This window comes from Archangium violaceum, assembly GCF_016887565.1.
Taxonomy (GTDB): Bacteria; Myxococcota; Myxococcia; order Myxococcales; family Myxococcaceae; genus Archangium; species Archangium violaceum_B.
In genome coordinates this window covers 1,256,702-1,270,826 of the sequence record NZ_CP069396.1, presented here as the reverse complement: position 1 = coordinate 1,270,826, position 14,125 = coordinate 1,256,702, and the positions used below count along the sequence as shown (strand labels likewise).

The 14,125-nt window shown below is 66.9% G+C and carries 15 protein-coding genes; 12 read left to right on the top strand and 3 right to left on the bottom strand.

What is annotated here, in order from left to right; translation table 11 throughout:
• Positions 1-134: 134 nt before the first annotated feature.
• Positions 135-1,040, bottom strand: a complete 906-nt coding sequence (locus JRI60_RS05435; RefSeq protein WP_204224796.1) for a LysR family transcriptional regulator — start codon at positions 1,038-1,040, stop codon at positions 135-137.
• A 272-nt stretch (positions 1,041-1,312) separates the two neighbouring features.
• Between JRI60_RS05435 and JRI60_RS05430 the strand changes: the two genes are divergently transcribed.
• The 11 genes from JRI60_RS05430 to tnpC all read left to right on the top strand — a co-directional run bounded on the left by JRI60_RS05430 (position 1,313) and on the right by tnpC (position 9,870).
• Positions 1,313-2,419, top strand: coding sequence for an aldo/keto reductase (locus JRI60_RS05430; protein WP_343213396.1), 1,107 nt, complete (start codon positions 1,313-1,315; stop codon positions 2,417-2,419).
• Positions 2,420-2,744: 325 nt separating this feature from the next.
• Positions 2,745-3,149, top strand: a complete 405-nt coding sequence (locus JRI60_RS05425) for a DUF2255 family protein (RefSeq protein ID WP_204224795.1) — start codon at positions 2,745-2,747, stop codon at positions 3,147-3,149.
• Positions 3,146-3,478, top strand: a complete 333-nt coding sequence (locus JRI60_RS05420) for a carboxymuconolactone decarboxylase family protein (protein ID WP_204224794.1) — start codon at positions 3,146-3,148, stop codon at positions 3,476-3,478. The genes JRI60_RS05425 and JRI60_RS05420 overlap by 4 nt, the downstream gene beginning before the upstream one ends.
• Positions 3,478-4,473 carry an aldo/keto reductase gene (locus tag JRI60_RS05415; protein WP_204228746.1) on the top strand — a complete coding sequence of 332 codons (996 nt, stop codon included), beginning with the start codon at positions 3,478-3,480 and terminating at the stop codon, positions 4,471-4,473. Before JRI60_RS05420 ends, JRI60_RS05415 begins: the two co-directional genes overlap by 1 nt.
• 175 nt (positions 4,474-4,648) lie before the next feature.
• The gene (locus JRI60_RS05410; RefSeq protein WP_204224793.1) at positions 4,649-4,948 is read left to right on the top strand and encodes a superoxide dismutase; all 300 of its coding nucleotides are present in this window, start codon (positions 4,649-4,651) and stop codon (positions 4,946-4,948) included.
• Positions 4,949-4,985: 37 nt separating this feature from the next.
• Positions 4,986-5,912 carry an NADP-dependent oxidoreductase gene (locus tag JRI60_RS05405; protein ID WP_204224792.1) on the top strand — a complete coding sequence of 309 codons (927 nt, stop codon included), beginning with the start codon at positions 4,986-4,988 and terminating at the stop codon, positions 5,910-5,912.
• A gap of 91 nt (positions 5,913-6,003) precedes the next feature.
• Positions 6,004-6,711 (top strand): putative quinol monooxygenase, encoded by a 708-nt coding sequence (locus tag JRI60_RS53055; RefSeq protein ID WP_239470361.1) that lies wholly within the window; start codon positions 6,004-6,006, stop codon positions 6,709-6,711.
• A 26-nt stretch (positions 6,712-6,737) separates the two neighbouring features.
• A complete protein-coding gene (locus JRI60_RS05395; protein WP_204224791.1) occupies positions 6,738-7,130 on the top strand; it encodes a DUF1330 domain-containing protein in 393 nt (130 codons plus the stop codon).
• A 378-nt stretch (positions 7,131-7,508) separates the two neighbouring features.
• Positions 7,509-7,919, top strand: a complete 411-nt coding sequence (locus tag JRI60_RS54370; RefSeq protein ID WP_204218893.1) for a transposase — start codon at positions 7,509-7,511, stop codon at positions 7,917-7,919.
• Entirely contained in the window at positions 7,916-8,314 is a 399-nt protein-coding gene (tnpB, locus tag JRI60_RS05385) for an IS66 family insertion sequence element accessory protein TnpB (RefSeq protein ID WP_204218884.1), read from the top strand. The genes JRI60_RS54370 and tnpB overlap by 4 nt, the downstream gene beginning before the upstream one ends.
• 56 nt (positions 8,315-8,370) lie before the next feature.
• On the top strand, positions 8,371-9,870 hold the full coding sequence (tnpC, locus tag JRI60_RS05380) for an IS66 family transposase (RefSeq protein WP_204218883.1): 1,500 nt from the start codon (positions 8,371-8,373) through the stop codon (positions 9,868-9,870).
• A 547-nt stretch (positions 9,871-10,417) separates the two neighbouring features.
• On the opposite strand, the gene JRI60_RS05375 is transcribed toward tnpC, so the two are convergent.
• The gene (locus JRI60_RS05375) at positions 10,418-11,329 is read right to left on the bottom strand and encodes a glutaminase (protein ID WP_204224790.1); all 912 of its coding nucleotides are present in this window, start codon (positions 11,327-11,329) and stop codon (positions 10,418-10,420) included.
• A gap of 289 nt (positions 11,330-11,618) precedes the next feature.
• Positions 11,619-12,548: an AraC family transcriptional regulator gene (locus JRI60_RS05370; RefSeq protein ID WP_204224789.1), complete on the bottom strand. Its 930-nt coding sequence runs from the start codon at positions 12,546-12,548 to the stop codon at positions 11,619-11,621.
• 105 nt (positions 12,549-12,653) lie between these two features.
• On the opposite strand from JRI60_RS05370, the gene JRI60_RS05365 reads away from it, so the two are divergent.
• The gene (locus tag JRI60_RS05365) at positions 12,654-13,598 is read left to right on the top strand and encodes an NAD-dependent epimerase/dehydratase family protein (RefSeq protein ID WP_204224788.1); all 945 of its coding nucleotides are present in this window, start codon (positions 12,654-12,656) and stop codon (positions 13,596-13,598) included.
• Positions 13,599-14,125 lie beyond the last annotated feature (527 nt).

The window sequence follows — 14,125 nt, the reverse complement described above, 5'->3', positions numbered from 1 at the left end:
CCATTGAATGAACAGTGACAGCAGAGCTCGGCGTTGCTCCCCGTCTACAAATAGATACGCCCCAGGTGCTCGGATGACTACGTGTCAGGGACAAATAGGCCTTGAAGCGGTGATTGACAGTGTGCGACTGCCCATCACACCCTCCTGGCGGCCAACTCCCTGGCAGCCTCGACGAAGAGGCGCAGAGGCGTGGAGCATTGGGCACGGCTGGGGAAGTAGAGAAAGAAGCCGGGGACGGTGGGCGCGTAGGGCTCGAGCACCCTCACGAGCTGCCCGGTACGCAGCCGCTCCGCCACCACCGGCTCGAAGGCGTACGCCAGCCCCAAGCCTTCCTGCGCCAGAGCGACCGGCAGATGGATGTCGTTGGTGACCACGCCGCCGCGCACCGGCACGCGCCACGTCCTGCGGCCCCGCTCCAGGTCCCACGCGTAGAGCGCGCCGTTCGTCTCCGAGCGGAAGGTGAGGCACTCGTGGCGCAGGAGGTCCTCGGGGCGCTGGGGCGTGCCGTGGCGTGCGAGGTAGCTGGGAGCTCCAACCACCACGAAGCGGAACGGGTCGGTGAGCCGCACCTGCACCATGTCGCGCTCAATGGCCTCGCTCAGCCGCACGCCCGCGTCGTAGCCCTCCGCCACGATGTCCACGAAGCGATCCTCGATGATGACATCCACCTCCACCCGCGGGTGGCGCTCACGGAAGGTGGGGAGGACCGGGGTGATGAGGAAGGGCACCGCCATCCGCGGCACCGACAACCTCAGCCGGCCCACCGCCTCCCCCGGCTGCGCGGACACCTCGCGGAGGGCGGCGAGCGCCTGGCCCAGTCCCGGGCCCGCGCCCTCGATCAGGCGCCGCCCGGCATCCGTCAGCGACACGCTGCGCGTCGTGCGGGTGAGCAGCACCACGCTCAGTTGCTCCTCGAGATGGCGCACGGACTGACTCACCGCTGCCGTGGAGAGGCCGAGCTCGCGCGCCGCGCCGCTGAAGCTGCGCAGACGCGCCACGACGAGGAACACCTGGAGCTGGGGAAGTAGAGCGGTCTTCATCGCGAGTGCCCGTCTATCGAGCAGACCCGGGCTCATTATCAAGCAGAGCTTCAAAGCCTGTTCGCTCCCGGACGCCTAGTCGTCGGCGAGCCCGGCGCGTACTTCTCTTGGCAAGCCCGGCGTAACGCCCCCCGCCCTTGCTACATGCCGGACGAGCCCACGCAGCGCCCCATCACCGAGAAAGGCACGCTTGCATGTGCAGTCACTGCGACGATCCCCATCACGAGCAAAGTGGCGAGCGCCCTCTCGACGGCTTGGCTCGGCGTCAGTTCATGAAAGCGGGGCTGACCCTCGCGGCCGGCGCGGCGCTGACGAGCATTTTCGGCTGCGCGCAATCGGGGCTGTCGAAGCGAATGCCCGATCCCGGGATGACGGCGAAAGGCCACGTCCACGCACGAGGCAATCGCCGCAGGCTCGGTTCGCTGGAGGTGTCCTCCGTCGGCCTGGGGTGCTTACCGCTGGTCGGCTACTACGGTGAAAGGCTGGATCGAACCGCGTCGGTTGCGCTGATCCGCTGGGCCTTCGACCGCGGCTGCACGTTCTTCGACACGGCCGAGGTGTACGGCCCATACTTCAGCGAGGAGTGCGTCGGGGAGGCCCTGGCGCCGGTTCGTGACGAGGTCGTGATCGCCACCAAGTTCGGCTTTGCCGTGGAGGAAAACCAGCCGACCCGCCTGAACAGCCGCCCGGACCACATCCGCCGGGCGGTCGACGGCTCGTTGAAGCGCTTGCGCACGGACCGGATCGACCTGCTGTATCAGCATCGTGTCGACCCAGAGGTGCCCATGGAGGAGGTGGCCGGCACCGTGAAGGAGTTGATCCAGGCCGGCAAGGTCCTGCACTTCGGGCTTTCGGAAGCCAGCGCGCAGTCGATCCGCCGCGCTCACGCCGTGCAGCCGGTCAGTGCGCTGCAGAGCGAATATTCCCCGTGGTGGCGGGAACCCGAGACGAAGGTCTTCCCGACGCTGGAAGCGCTCGGGATCGGCTTCGTTCCCTATTGCCCACTCGGCCGCGGTTACTTCACCGGCGCGGTCGACGAGCGCAGCCGGTTCGCCGCCAACGATCGGCGGGCGACCGTTCCCCGCTTCACACCGGAGAACCTCGCGGCGAACATGCCGTTCCTGGCGCTGGTGCGCGACTGGGCCCGACGCAAGAACGCCACACCCGGACAGATCGCGCTCGCCTGGGCGATGGCGCAGAGGCCGTGGATCGCGCCGATCCCCGGAACGACGCGGATCCCGCACCTTGAGGAGAACCTGGGCGCCACCGCTGTCGAACTCACGCCGGATGAGCTGCGGGCATTCGACGAAGGATTGGCGCGGTTGCATGCTCGAGGCGCCAGGATCGAGCCGTTCGGCGAGGGCCAGATCGATCACTGAGGAGCTCAACGGGCGTTCGAGGAGGAGTACCGCCCAGGAAGGGAAGCGCCGTTCGGACAGCCGCTCGCGGGCTTCAGCGCCGTCAAAGAAGGCCACGGCCTATTCTCAACCAGGGCTTCAAAGCCCATTTACTTCCCGGCGTCTGGTTCTCGGCGGGCCCGGGGCGTACTTCTGTGGGTGTCGTCATGGTTCGACGACCCAACAGCCATCCGGGCCGCGCGGTCAACCCGACGGCAGCGCTGGCCGTCGATGGCGGCTATACGGCGTGCTGACGAGGCGCCTTCTTCCGTCCTGCTGTCAATGCACTTTCGAGGAGGACCCAAGCATGAGCACTTGGTTGAATGACGAACTCCGCAGGATCGCCGAGGCAGATGACCTCCACATCTCACCGTTCCGCGAGGACGGGAAGACGTACGGCACCCCGACGTGGATCTGGTCCGTCGCGGTCGGTGACACGCTCTACGTGCGCGCCTACAACGGGCGGAACTCGCGCTGGTACCAGGCGGCGCTGCGGCAGAAGGCGGGTCGGATCACCGCCGCCGGGATGGCGAAGGAGGTCGCCTTCGAGCCGGTGGAGGGCCCGATCAACGCCCGTGTCGACGAGGCGTACCGGACGAAATACCAGAGCAGCCCCTATCTTGCCCCGATGCTTGGGGCACGCGCGCGCGCCGCGACCGTGAAGGTCGTGCCGCGAGAGACGCGAACCCTTACCGAGGAGAGACAGCCATGAGCAACAACAAGCCACAGAGCGCGGTGCGCAAGTCCCTCGGCGGCTTCGCGCCGAAGCTCGTCGACCTCACCGAGGACGTCCTGTTCGGCGACGTCTGGGAACGACCGCAGCTCTCGAAGCGCGACCGCAGCTTGATCACCTGCGCGGCGCTCATCGCGACGGGCAAGACGGAGCAGATGGACTTCCACTTCCCGAACGCGCTCAAGAACGGCGTCACCGAGGAGGAACTCGTCGAGATGATCACGCACCTCGCATTCTACGTCGGTTGGCCGAACGCGCTGTCCGCGGTGAACCGCGCAAAGACGCTCTTTGAGAAGGAGGAAGCATGATCTCCAAACGTACGCTCGGGCGGCAAGGACTCGAGGTCTCCGCCATCGGCCTCGGCTGCATGGGCATGAGCTGGAGCTACGGCCCACCGAAGGACACCCAGGAGATGATCGCGCTCATCCGCGCAGCTGTCGATCGCGGCGTCACGTTCTTCGACACGGCGGAAGTGTACGGACCGCTGACGAACGAGGAACTCCTCGGCGAAGCCCTCGCGCCGTTCCGCGGGCGCGTCGTCATTGCGACGAAATTCGGGTTCGCGCCGGCGCATGAAGGGGAAGGGAGATGGAGCCTCATCAATAGCCGCCCGGAGCACATCAGGCAGGCCGCCGAAAAGTCGTTGAAGCGGCTGAAGGTCGACGCGATCGACCTCTATTACCAACACCGCGTCGACCCAGCGGTACCCATCGAAGACGTGGCAGGCGCTGTGAAGGACCTCATTCGCGAAGGGAAGGTCAAACACTTCGGCCTCTCCGAAGCGGGGGCGCAGACGATCCGTCGCGCGCACGCGGTGCAGCCGGTCACCGCGCTCCAGAGCGAGTATTCGTTGTGGTGGCGCGAGCCCGAGACGAGCGTGTTGCCGACGCTCGAGGAGCTTGGCATTGGCTTCGTGCCGTTCAGCCCGCTAGGCAAAGGCTTTCTGACCGGCAAGATCGACCCGACCACTACGTTCGATTCGAGCGATTTCCGGAGCACCATCCCGCGGTTCCAGCCCGAGAACCTTCAGGCGAACCGGGCATTCGTGGAGCTGCTCGCGCGGATCGCCAAGGAGAAGAACGCCACCCCCGGTCAGATCGCGCTCGCGTGGGTGCTCGCGCAGAAGCCGTGGATCGTACCGATCCCAGGGACGACGAAGCAGGAGCGCATGATCGAGAACGCGGGCGCCGCCGACATCGTGCTCACGGCAAGCGACCTCCGCGAGCTCGAGGACGGCGCCTCGCGTATCAAGCCGAGCGGAGACCGCTACCCGCCGCAACAGCAACGCCTGATCGATCGCTGAAGGGGTGAACGCGCCGCGAGCGCTCCCGACGTCGGAGCGTGTGTCGTCCGCGGACGCCTTGATTGATGAGGATGGCTTCACAGCCCATGAATGGCACGGTGTCTGCCCAGCTGCGGCGCCGCTCCGCATGCTGTGTCCAGACGCCGTTCGATCGGCCAGCCATTGGAGAACGACCATGAAGTTTCTTTGCCTCGACCGCCCACTGCCCGGAGCCACGCTCGAGAAGTACCAGCCTCACCTGGAGAACGAAGTCCGTCACACCTGGGAGTCGTACAAGAGCGGCATCGTCCGCGACATCTACTTCCGTCAGGACCGGCCCGGCGTCGCCATTTTTCTCGAATGCGAGAGCGCCGACGCCGCGAAGAACGTACTCGCCGAGTTCCCCCTCGTCAGGACCGGGCTCATCGAGTTCGAGGTCATCCCGCTCGGCCCCTTTATCAACTGGGAGCTTCTCTTCGCGAAGGCCGAGAGATGAACGGCTGGTCGACGAACGATCGAACAAGGAGCTTGTCATGCGCGCTGTCGTGATGCGTTCGTACGGTGGACCGGAGGTGCTCGCGCTCGAAGAACTCGCGCCTCCGGAGCCGCTCCTCACGGAAGTCTTCGTGCGCGTCCGCGCCGCCGGGACCAATCCGGTCGACACGATGGTGCGCTCCGGCGCACTTCCACTCGTGAAGCCGCCCGGCATCCTCGGGTGGGACGTCTCGGGTATTGTCGAGAAGGTCTTCCCGGGCGTCACGCGGTTTCGCGTCGGCGACGAAGTGTTCGGGATGCCGTTCTTTCCCCGTCCCGCTGGGGCTTACGCGGAGTACGTCGCGGCGCCAGCGCGCCAGCTCGCACGAAAGCCCGCCGCTCTCGGCCACATTCAGGCCGCTGGGCTGCCGCTAGCCGGGCTGACCGCGTGGCAAGGGCTCGTCGATGCGGCGGGCGTGCAGCCGGGCCAACGCGTCTTGATCCACGCGGCCAGCGGCGGCGTGGGGCATCTCGCCGTGCAGATTGCGAAGGCGCACGGGGCGTATGTCGTCGGCACAGCGAGTCGCGCGAAGCACGATTTCGTGCGCTCCCTGGGGGCCGACGAGGTGATCGACTATCGGGAGACCGATTTCACCGAGGCCGTGCGCGATGTGGACGTCGCGTTCGATCTCGTCGGGCGTGACTACACGGCGCGCACGCTGGAGATCCTGCGACCAGGCGGCGCGCTCGTGACGATCTCGCGGACGAACGCGGAGCTCGTCGCGCGCGCCGAGGCGACCGGCCGCCGATACATCGGGTTCGCCGTCGAGCCAGACTCCGTCTGCCTCGAGCGTCTCGCCACGCTCGTGGCCGAGGGAAAACTGCGCGTCCACGTCGGGCAGACGTTCCCGCTCGAGGAGGCGGCGCGTGCGCACACGCTCTATGCAGGCGGTCATCCGCCGGGAAAGATCGTCCTGACCGTTTGAGGCTGGAACTACCCACGCGGCCTGCTCAGCAGATGGTAGTGTAAGCTGCGGCGCAAAAATTGGCCCCATCCATCTCTGGAAATGAATACACATGAACCTTAGGCAGTCCCTGATGGTGTGCGCGTCGGCGCTTGCGTTGTGCCTTGGCCCACCCGCCCTGGCCCAGAAAGCGCAGGTCCCGTTCGTGCGACTGGCGGACCTGGAAATCGACCCCGCGCAGCTGGAAGGCTTCAAGGCGGCGGCTCGCGAGCATGCGGTGGCGACGCTTCGGCTGGAGCGGGGCGTGCTGGCCCTCCATGCCGCGGCGGAGAAAGGCAACCCGGCCCGCATCCGTGTGTTCGAGATGTACGCGGACGAAAGCGCGTATCAAGCACATCTGCGGACGCCGCATTTCCAGAGGTTCCGCTCTGGCACGGCCAAGATGGTGCTGGCCCGCAAAATGTACGACGCGGTGCCTATCCTGCTCGGCGCAAAGCCGCGGTTGCCTGCCAAAGCGCTTGTGCGTATCGCCGAGTTGGAAATCGCTCCGGCCCAGCTCGAAGCCTACAAGGCCGCCGTGACGGAGGAGATCGAAACCTCGATCCGCATCGAAGCCGGCGTGCTGGCCATCTACTCGGTGGCCTTGAAAGAGAACCCGACCCATCTGCGGTTTTTCGAGATTTACGCGGACGAGAAGGCATACCGTCAGCACCTCGAGTCGCCGCACTTCAAGAAGTACGTGGACGTCACCAAGTCCATGATCACGGCTCGCAGGCTTTTCGAGACGGAGCCGCTCTCGCTCAGCGCGAAGCCACGGTGAGGCCGCTTTCACCCCAAGGAAGCAACATGAAGACGAAACGATCCCTTCTGCTCGCTGTACTGGCCGGCACCTCCATTGGCGCTCTTCCGGCCATGAGCCTGTACGCCCAGGCGGCTTCCGCCGCCAAGCCGCCTGCCTTCTACATCTCCGAATTCGAACTGACCGACGCGGAAGGCATCAGGCCCTACAGCGCCGCAGTCGAGTCGACCTTCGCGCCGTTCGGCGGACGCTACGTCGTGCGAGGCGGCAAGGTCACCTCTCTGGAAGGCGAGCCCACCAAGCGCATCGTCATGATCGCGTTTCCGAGCATGGAACAGGCTCAAGCCTGGTATGACTCTCCCAAGTACCGGGAGATCATGCCAATCCGGCACAGATCGGCCAAGTCGCGGGTCTTCATCGTGGAAGGCGTCGCCAAGTAACCTGGGCGCGGTCGACGTGAACGGTGGGGGCTGGCCCGGACTTCAACCCCATCGAGCTGTGGTGGACCGACCTGAAGCGCTCCCCCAAGCAGGAGCGGAGGAGAGGAGCGTGACGCGCCCCCAGGTAGGAGCAGAGGAGGCGAGCGTGGCGCCTGAGGCAGGAGCGAGGCAGGAGCGGAGGAAGGAGAGGACGCCGCCAGTAGACTGGGCAGGGCTGCTGCGCAGGACATTCGCGGTGGACGGGCTTCACCTGCGTCAGGTGTGGAGGCAGGCGGCGGGTGCTGGCGTACGTGAAGCAAGCCAGAGGGGTGCGCGCGATTTTGGAGCACCGTAAATGCTCGCCCGAGCCCGTCGTGACGTGAGCGCCGAGACGTGAGCATGTCCGTCGTCCCCAAGAAGGAGGCGGAAGAGATGGACATGAAGGAGCAGGCGGAGAAGTTCCGGAAGGTGGTGCAAGAGCGGGGAGGAGTGGGCCCGAGAGCGCGCTACACGGAGGAGCAGAGACAGGAAGCGTTGGAGTACGTGCGAGCGCGCCAGCAGCAGGGGGCGAGCGTGGAGGAAGCGGCGAAGGAGTTGGGCATGAGCAGCTGGACGCTCAGCCGGTGGGGCAGCGCGGCGCGCCGAGCCACCCAGCAGCAGCCCGCGAGGGAGGCGCTGGTGCCCGTCGAGATAAAGGCCGAGCGTGCCCAGGCTCGAGGAAGGGGGCTGGTGGTGCACGGGCCGGGGGGAGTCCGGGTGGAGGGGCTGTCGCTGGAAGACGCGGTGCGGTTGCTGAGGGGGCTGCAGTGATTGGCTCCACGCGCAGGCTCGCGGTGTACGCCTACGGGCAGCCGTGCGACATGCGCAAGAGCTTCGATGCGCTGTGCGGGCTGGTGACGCAGGCGCTGGGGCGCGACTTCCTCTCGGGAGACGTCTTCCTCTTCGTCGGACGGGACAGGAAGAGGGCCAAGGCGCTCTTCTGGGACGGCACCGGGCTGTGCTTGTACGCCAAGCGGTTGGAGAAGGGACGCTTCGCCCCGCTGTGGCGGCGCGAGAGTGGCGCGCAGCCGCTTGAGCTGACGGTGTCGGAGCTGGCCCTGTTCCTGGAGGGCAGCGAGATGGTGGGGCGAGCGCCGCTGTCGCCCGAGCCGTACAAACTGGTGCCTCTCTTCCAAGCCCAGACAGTGCAGGGGGTGACTTCGTGAGTCACGCTGCACGGACTACTTGCGCGGGAGGGTGAAGCCATGTCACTACCGGGGGCATGAGCTTCCAGCTTACGACGGAGAAGGACGTGGAGAGGCTGCGCCAGGCGGCCCTGTTGCTGGAGGCGGAGAACAAGCGCCTGGTGGCGCGCGTGGTGGAGCTCACGCGCAAGCTGATGAGCGCGCGGGGCCAGGACGCCGAGGAATTGCAGTTGCGCTTGCAGGAGTTGGAGCGGCAGCTCGCGCAGCGCACCGGCGAGCTGTTTGGCCGCTCCAGCGAGAAGCGCCCCCGCGGCGAGCAGGACGAGGGGAAACAGGCCGGGCCGGCCGAGCCCGCGCGCGGCCACGGCCCGCGCACCCAGCCCACACTGCCACTGCTGGAGGAAGTGCACACGCTGGAGGAGCCAGACAAGCAGTGTCCCGAGTGCGGCGGGGCGCTGACGGAAATGAAGGGTTGCTACGAGGAGGCCGAGGAGGTGGACGTGGTGGAGCGGCGCTTCGTGCTGCGCCGCCACAAGCGACAGAAGTACCGCTGCGGGTGCGGCGGATGCGTGGAGACGGCCCTGGGCCCGCCCAAGCTTCAGCCCGGCGGGCGCTACTCGGTGGACTTCGCCGTGGAAGTGGCCGTGGCCAAGTACCTCGACCACATGCCGCTGGAGCGGCAGGTGAGAACCATGCAGCGCGAGGGGCTGGCGGTGGACAGCCAGACGCTTTGGGACCAGATAGACGCGCTGGCGCGGCTGCTGTCGCCCGCGCACGAGGCGCTGCACCAGGCGCTGCTGACGCGGGAGATTCTGGGGGGAGACGAGACGCGCTGGCCGCTGCTGGGCAGCAAGAGTCAGACGCGCTGGTACGCCTGGGCACTGTGCGCTCCTGACGCCGTGGTGTACCGGATACAGGAGGGCCGGGACGTGGAGGCCGCGCGCAACATGCTCAAGGACTTCCGTGGAGTCCTCATGACGGATGGGCTGAGCACATACGAGAGCGTGGCGGGCAAGAGCGCGGGCATATCTCTGGTGAACTGCTGGATGCACGCGCGGCGCAAATTCGTCGAGTGCGCGGAAGCCTTCCCCCAGGCGAACGAAGCCCTGGACATGATTGCCGAGCTGTACGCGGTGGAGCGCGAGTATAAGCAGGGGCCCGAGAACCTGGCGCGCCTGCTGGAACTGCGACAGCAGAAGAGCCGTCCCATTATCGAGCGGCTGCACCAGTGGGCGTGCGAGCAGCGCGTCCTGCCCCAGTCGGCGCTGGGCCAGGCAATCAAATACATGAGCAACCGGTGGACGGGGCTGACACGGTTTCTGACGGACCCGCGGGTGCCGCTGGACAATGGAGCCACCGAGCGTGCCATGCGCGGGCTGGCGGTGGGCCGCAAGAACCACTACGGCAGCCGGAGCCGGCGCGGCACCGAGGTGGCGGCCCTCTACTACAGCCTGATGGAGACGGCGAAGCTATGCGGGGTGGACCCCAAGCGCTACCTGCGAGAGGCCGCGCTGGCGGCCCTGCGCGGGGAAGCGCTCCCCCTGCCCAACCAACTCGCTCAGCCCGCCGAGGGCTGACGCGCTACGCTACTCATTCCCACCTGTCTCGAGCTGACCGGGCGCCGCGGTGCTTGTTGCACTGCGGTGAGCGCCCCCCTCACGCCCTCCATTCGTCGTCAAGCTCTTCGACCACGGGGCTCGGCGAGCATTTACGGAGCACCTGGGACTGCCCACGGCAGGTGCGAGCCTGACCCCGGCGCGAGCGCCACCCCAGGGCGCCTGGTGTTGAGGCTTACGCCGCCACAGCCAAGAGACCTGATGCCCCTGCCGCGCCCCTCATGGGAGGGCGGCCTGGGCAGGCATGCCCAAGGAGGCTGCGTGGCCTCTCCACCGGCCCGGCTCTCAGCTCGGCCGGCACCCGTCAGCGGCCCTCCTCCGCCCCTCTGCACCAGCCCTCCCCCTCCACACCGCCTCTATCCTGCCTATACGCCTACAAGTGATGTGGCATGTAAAACCACTGCTCACCACCTCGCTTGTAGACGTCTACAAGTGAGCCGCGCCAGAGCCTTCATTTTGAAATGCACGGCGTGGGCGCCACTCGAACCCTCTGACACCTTTCCGGAGGCTAGAAGATGGAGAGCCCTGTGCGGGTGGTGAAGTGATCCAGCACGGCGAGCCCGGCCAGGGAGTTTCCCTGGGCGTCCAGGCCGGGGCTCCAGGTGGCAAGCGCCATGCGGCTGGGGATGATGGCGAGGATGCCGCCGCCCACGCCGCTCTTGCAGGGCAGGCCCACGCGGTAGGCGAACTCGCCGGCGGCGTCGTAGGTGCCGCAGGTGAGCATGATGGCGTTGATCTGCTTGGCCTGACTGCGGGTGAGCAGGCGCCGGCCGTCCGGACAGAGGCCATGGTTGGCCAGGAACAGGCCGGCGCGAGCCAACTGCCGGCAGTTCATGCGGATGGCGCACTGGCGGAAGTAGTGCCGCAGCACCTCGTCGACGGGGTTGTGGAGGTTGCCGAACGACTTCATGAAGTGGGCCAGGGCGGCGTTGCGGTCCCGGTGCTGCCACTCCGACTCGGCGATGTCCTCGTCGACGGCCACCTGCTCGGGGCCGGCCTGGGCCCGCAGGAAGGCGAGCACCGTGCCGCAGGCATCGCCGGTGAGCGACAGCAGGGCGTCGGTGACGACCAGGGCCCCGGCGTTGATGAAGGGGTTGCGCGGCAGGCCGCGCTCGTACTCGAGCTGGACCAGGGAGTTGAAGGGGTTGCCGGAGGGCTCCTTGCCCACGCGCCGCCAGAGCGCCTCGCCCAGGTGGGGCAGGGTGAGGGCGAGGGCGAAGACCTTGGAGATGCTCTGGATGGAGAAGCTCTCCTGCTCGTCGCCGGTGCCGTACAGCCCGCCTTCCAGGGCGGCCAGGGCCAGGCCGAAGCGCGAGGGGTCTGCCTGGGCCAGCAACGGGATGTAGTCCGCCACGCGGCCCCGTCCCAGCAGCGGCTGGACTTCAGCCGCGAGCTCGGCCAGCAGGGTGGGATAGTCCAAGGAGTCTCTCCAGGCGCCATTCGAGGGACGCGAGGGCGTGGAGTATCTCGGAGTCCGAGGTGAGCGCCAGAGGCTTGGCCGCGGAAGCGGGCAAGGGGCACAAGAGCCCAGTGGTGGTCTTCTGCGCCGCCAGTCAATGCGTCAAGCGCTCTGGCTGGTCGAGGGTTGTGCCATGGCGTCCCATACCAGGCTGATGTCCGAGCCACGGGTAACGTACACCCGGCTGGGCTTCTGCTTCATGAACCTGCCCCGGTTTTGTGGACACACCTCATAAGTCGGCATCTTAACCCTACTGTCCACGTAACTGGGGCAAGCCCAAAGCTGGCGCTGATCGCCGCACGTACTGCGTCGGCGGCAACCCGACGTAGCGGGTGAACGCAACGCTGAACGTGCTCGCGGAGCTGTAGCCGACTTGCTCCGCGACCTCGGCGACAGTGATTTTCTTCCGCCGCAGTAGGTCCTTCGCTAGGGCCATGCGCCAGCCGAGCAGGTACTCCATCGGGGCAACGCCCACCGCGCGGCTGAAGCGCTCGAAAAACGCCGAACGAGAGAGTGCCGCCTCTTTCGCCAACTGCGCGACCGTCCACGCCTTGGTCGGGCTCTCGTGCATTCGTCGTATCGCGGCGGAGAGGCGCTCGTCGGCGAGGCCGCGCAGGAGGCCCGGCGACGCCGCAGTCCCCGCCGTGGAGCGGAGGGCTTCGATGAGAAGAACCTCAAGGAGGCGAGCCAGGATGACATCACGGGCGGGCCGCCGTTCGCGGGACTCCTCTCTCACGAGCTGCACGAGGGTGGAGAGCCGTCGCTCCCCTCGAACATGCACGAGCCGCGGGAGGAGCGAGACCAGCAAGCTCGCATCCGGGGAACCGAAGACGCAGTAGCCCACCAGCATTCGAACGTCGGGAGGGCCGCCTGGATTGCCGTGTCTGACTTCGCCATCGGGCAATACGACGTACGCGGTGTCGCTCTTGCCCCTCGGCGGCTCGAGGCTCGACGCCGTGAAGTTGAACACCGAGGGGACCAGAACGAAGTCACCCGTCTCGAGGATCACCGGCTCGTGTCCGTCGACCGCAAGGCGGCTCGCACCATCGAGGATCGCGCAGTAGAAGGGCCCCCCGGCTTCCGCGCGGCGAACGCTCCACCGACCTGCACCGCTGACGAGCTTCGAGAACGGAGCGCCCGGCTGGAGCAGCGTGACTACCTCGGCAAGCGGATCGATCATGGCCGGACTCCTGCAAACGAAATACGGACTCCCTATTGTAGAACGTCCTGCCTCTGCCTCCTATCGTCTGGGTGCTGAAGACCACCATCTACGAAGGAGTTACAAATGATCTTGGTTACCGGAGGTTCAGGTTTCATCGGTTCACACACCGTTCGTGCGCTGCACGAGATGGGCGAGAAGTGCATGCTCTTCCAGCGCCGAACCGGGGAGGTCCCGGCTCACCTCGCCGATCTGCCCGTGGCGGTGGCACAGGGGGACGTCACCGATCTGGCGTCGCTGCTCGACGTCGGCACTCGCCACAAGATCACCGGCATCGTGCATCTCGCGGGCTCCATGCCCTGGCCTCCGACGTCCGAGCCGCCCGTCGACGCCACCCGCAAGGCGCTCGGCGGCCTACTCAACATCGTGCAGGCCGCCCAGAACTGGGGCGTCAAGCGCGTGGGCGTCGCGAGCACGATCGGCGTCTACGCCGGTGTCGCGAGCGAAGGCGCCCTCCGTGAAGACATGCCGCTGCCGATGTCGGCTCCACACCTGATCCCGACGTTCAAGAAGATCGGCGAACTGCTCAACGAACACCTGTCTGGCGCCACCGGCATCGAGATCGTCAACTACCGGATCTCCGGCACCTGGGGCCCAGTCGGTCACGACGATCCGTTCTTCCCCGCGCCCGCGCTCATCCACGCGGCGGCCCGTGGCACGAAGCCGGATCTGTCCCGACTCGTTATCCCCGCCTATGCAGGAAACGCGCTTGACCTCTGCTACGTCAAGGACACCGGCCGCGCCATCGCGCTCCTTCAGCTCGCAGACCGTCTGAACTACCGCACGTACAACATCGCGTCTGGCCGTGCGACGACGAATGCCGAGGTCGTCGCCGCGATCAAGACCGTCGTTCCCGACGCACAGCTCGAGCTCCCCACCGGCAAGCCGACCCCGCACAACTACCTCGACATCAGCCGCCTTCAGCAAGACACCGGCTACCAGCCCGCCTATGGCACCCAGCGCGCGGCCGAGGACTACATCGCGTGGCTGCGCGCGGGCAACGCGCGTTGAGCAACGGCCCGGGCGCGGTCCACGCGCACGCATCCACCCAATCTTCATCAGCTACGCTGGCGTCGCATCCGCATCCTGCGCCTGCTCGATGAGGGCTGGAATCTCAGAGCAGCGGCTGTTCGTGTCGCTCCATGGACACTACCTCCCGTGTAGCCGACTTATTGGGTGTGTCCACAAAATCGGGGCAGGCTCAGGTGCGAGCCTGACCCCGGCGCGAGCGCCACCCCAGGGCGCCTGGTGTTGAGGCTTACGCCGCCACAGCCAAGAGACCTGATGCCCCTGCCGCGCCCCTCATGGGAGGGCGGCCTGGGCAGGCATGCCCAAGGAGGCTGCGTGGCCTCTCCACCGGCCCGGCTCTCAGCTCGGCCGGCACCCGTCAGCGGCCCTCCTCCGCCCCTCTGCACCAGCCCTCCCCCTCAACACCGCCTCTCTCCTGCCTATACGCTAAGGCCGCAGTTCCGTGGTGCATTCCATCTGGGTGGGCGCCCCCGTTCCGTCGTCTCCCCCGAAGTCCAAGCCGGTGCACG

Coding starts and splice junctions, on each gene's coding strand:
- JRI60_RS05435 (WP_204224796.1), bottom strand. CDS start 1,040: ATGAAGACCGCTCTACTTCCCCAGCTCCAGGTGTTCCTCGTCGTGGCG.
- JRI60_RS05430 (WP_343213396.1), top strand. CDS start 1,313: ATGAAAGCGGGGCTGACCCTCGCGGCCGGCGCGGCGCTGACGAGCATT.
- JRI60_RS05425 (WP_204224795.1), top strand. CDS start 2,745: ATGAGCACTTGGTTGAATGACGAACTCCGCAGGATCGCCGAGGCAGAT.
- JRI60_RS05420 (WP_204224794.1), top strand. CDS start 3,146: ATGAGCAACAACAAGCCACAGAGCGCGGTGCGCAAGTCCCTCGGCGGC.
- JRI60_RS05410 (WP_204224793.1), top strand. CDS start 4,649: ATGAAGTTTCTTTGCCTCGACCGCCCACTGCCCGGAGCCACGCTCGAG.
- JRI60_RS05405 (WP_204224792.1), top strand. CDS start 4,986: ATGCGCGCTGTCGTGATGCGTTCGTACGGTGGACCGGAGGTGCTCGCG.
- JRI60_RS53055 (WP_239470361.1), top strand. CDS start 6,004: ATGAACCTTAGGCAGTCCCTGATGGTGTGCGCGTCGGCGCTTGCGTTG.
- JRI60_RS05395 (WP_204224791.1), top strand. CDS start 6,738: ATGAAGACGAAACGATCCCTTCTGCTCGCTGTACTGGCCGGCACCTCC.
- JRI60_RS54370 (WP_204218893.1), top strand. CDS start 7,509: ATGTCCGTCGTCCCCAAGAAGGAGGCGGAAGAGATGGACATGAAGGAG.
- tnpC (WP_204218883.1), top strand. CDS start 8,371: ATGAGCTTCCAGCTTACGACGGAGAAGGACGTGGAGAGGCTGCGCCAG.
- JRI60_RS05370 (WP_204224789.1), bottom strand. CDS start 12,548: ATGATCGATCCGCTTGCCGAGGTAGTCACGCTGCTCCAGCCGGGCGCT.
- JRI60_RS05365 (WP_204224788.1), top strand. CDS start 12,654: ATGATCTTGGTTACCGGAGGTTCAGGTTTCATCGGTTCACACACCGTT.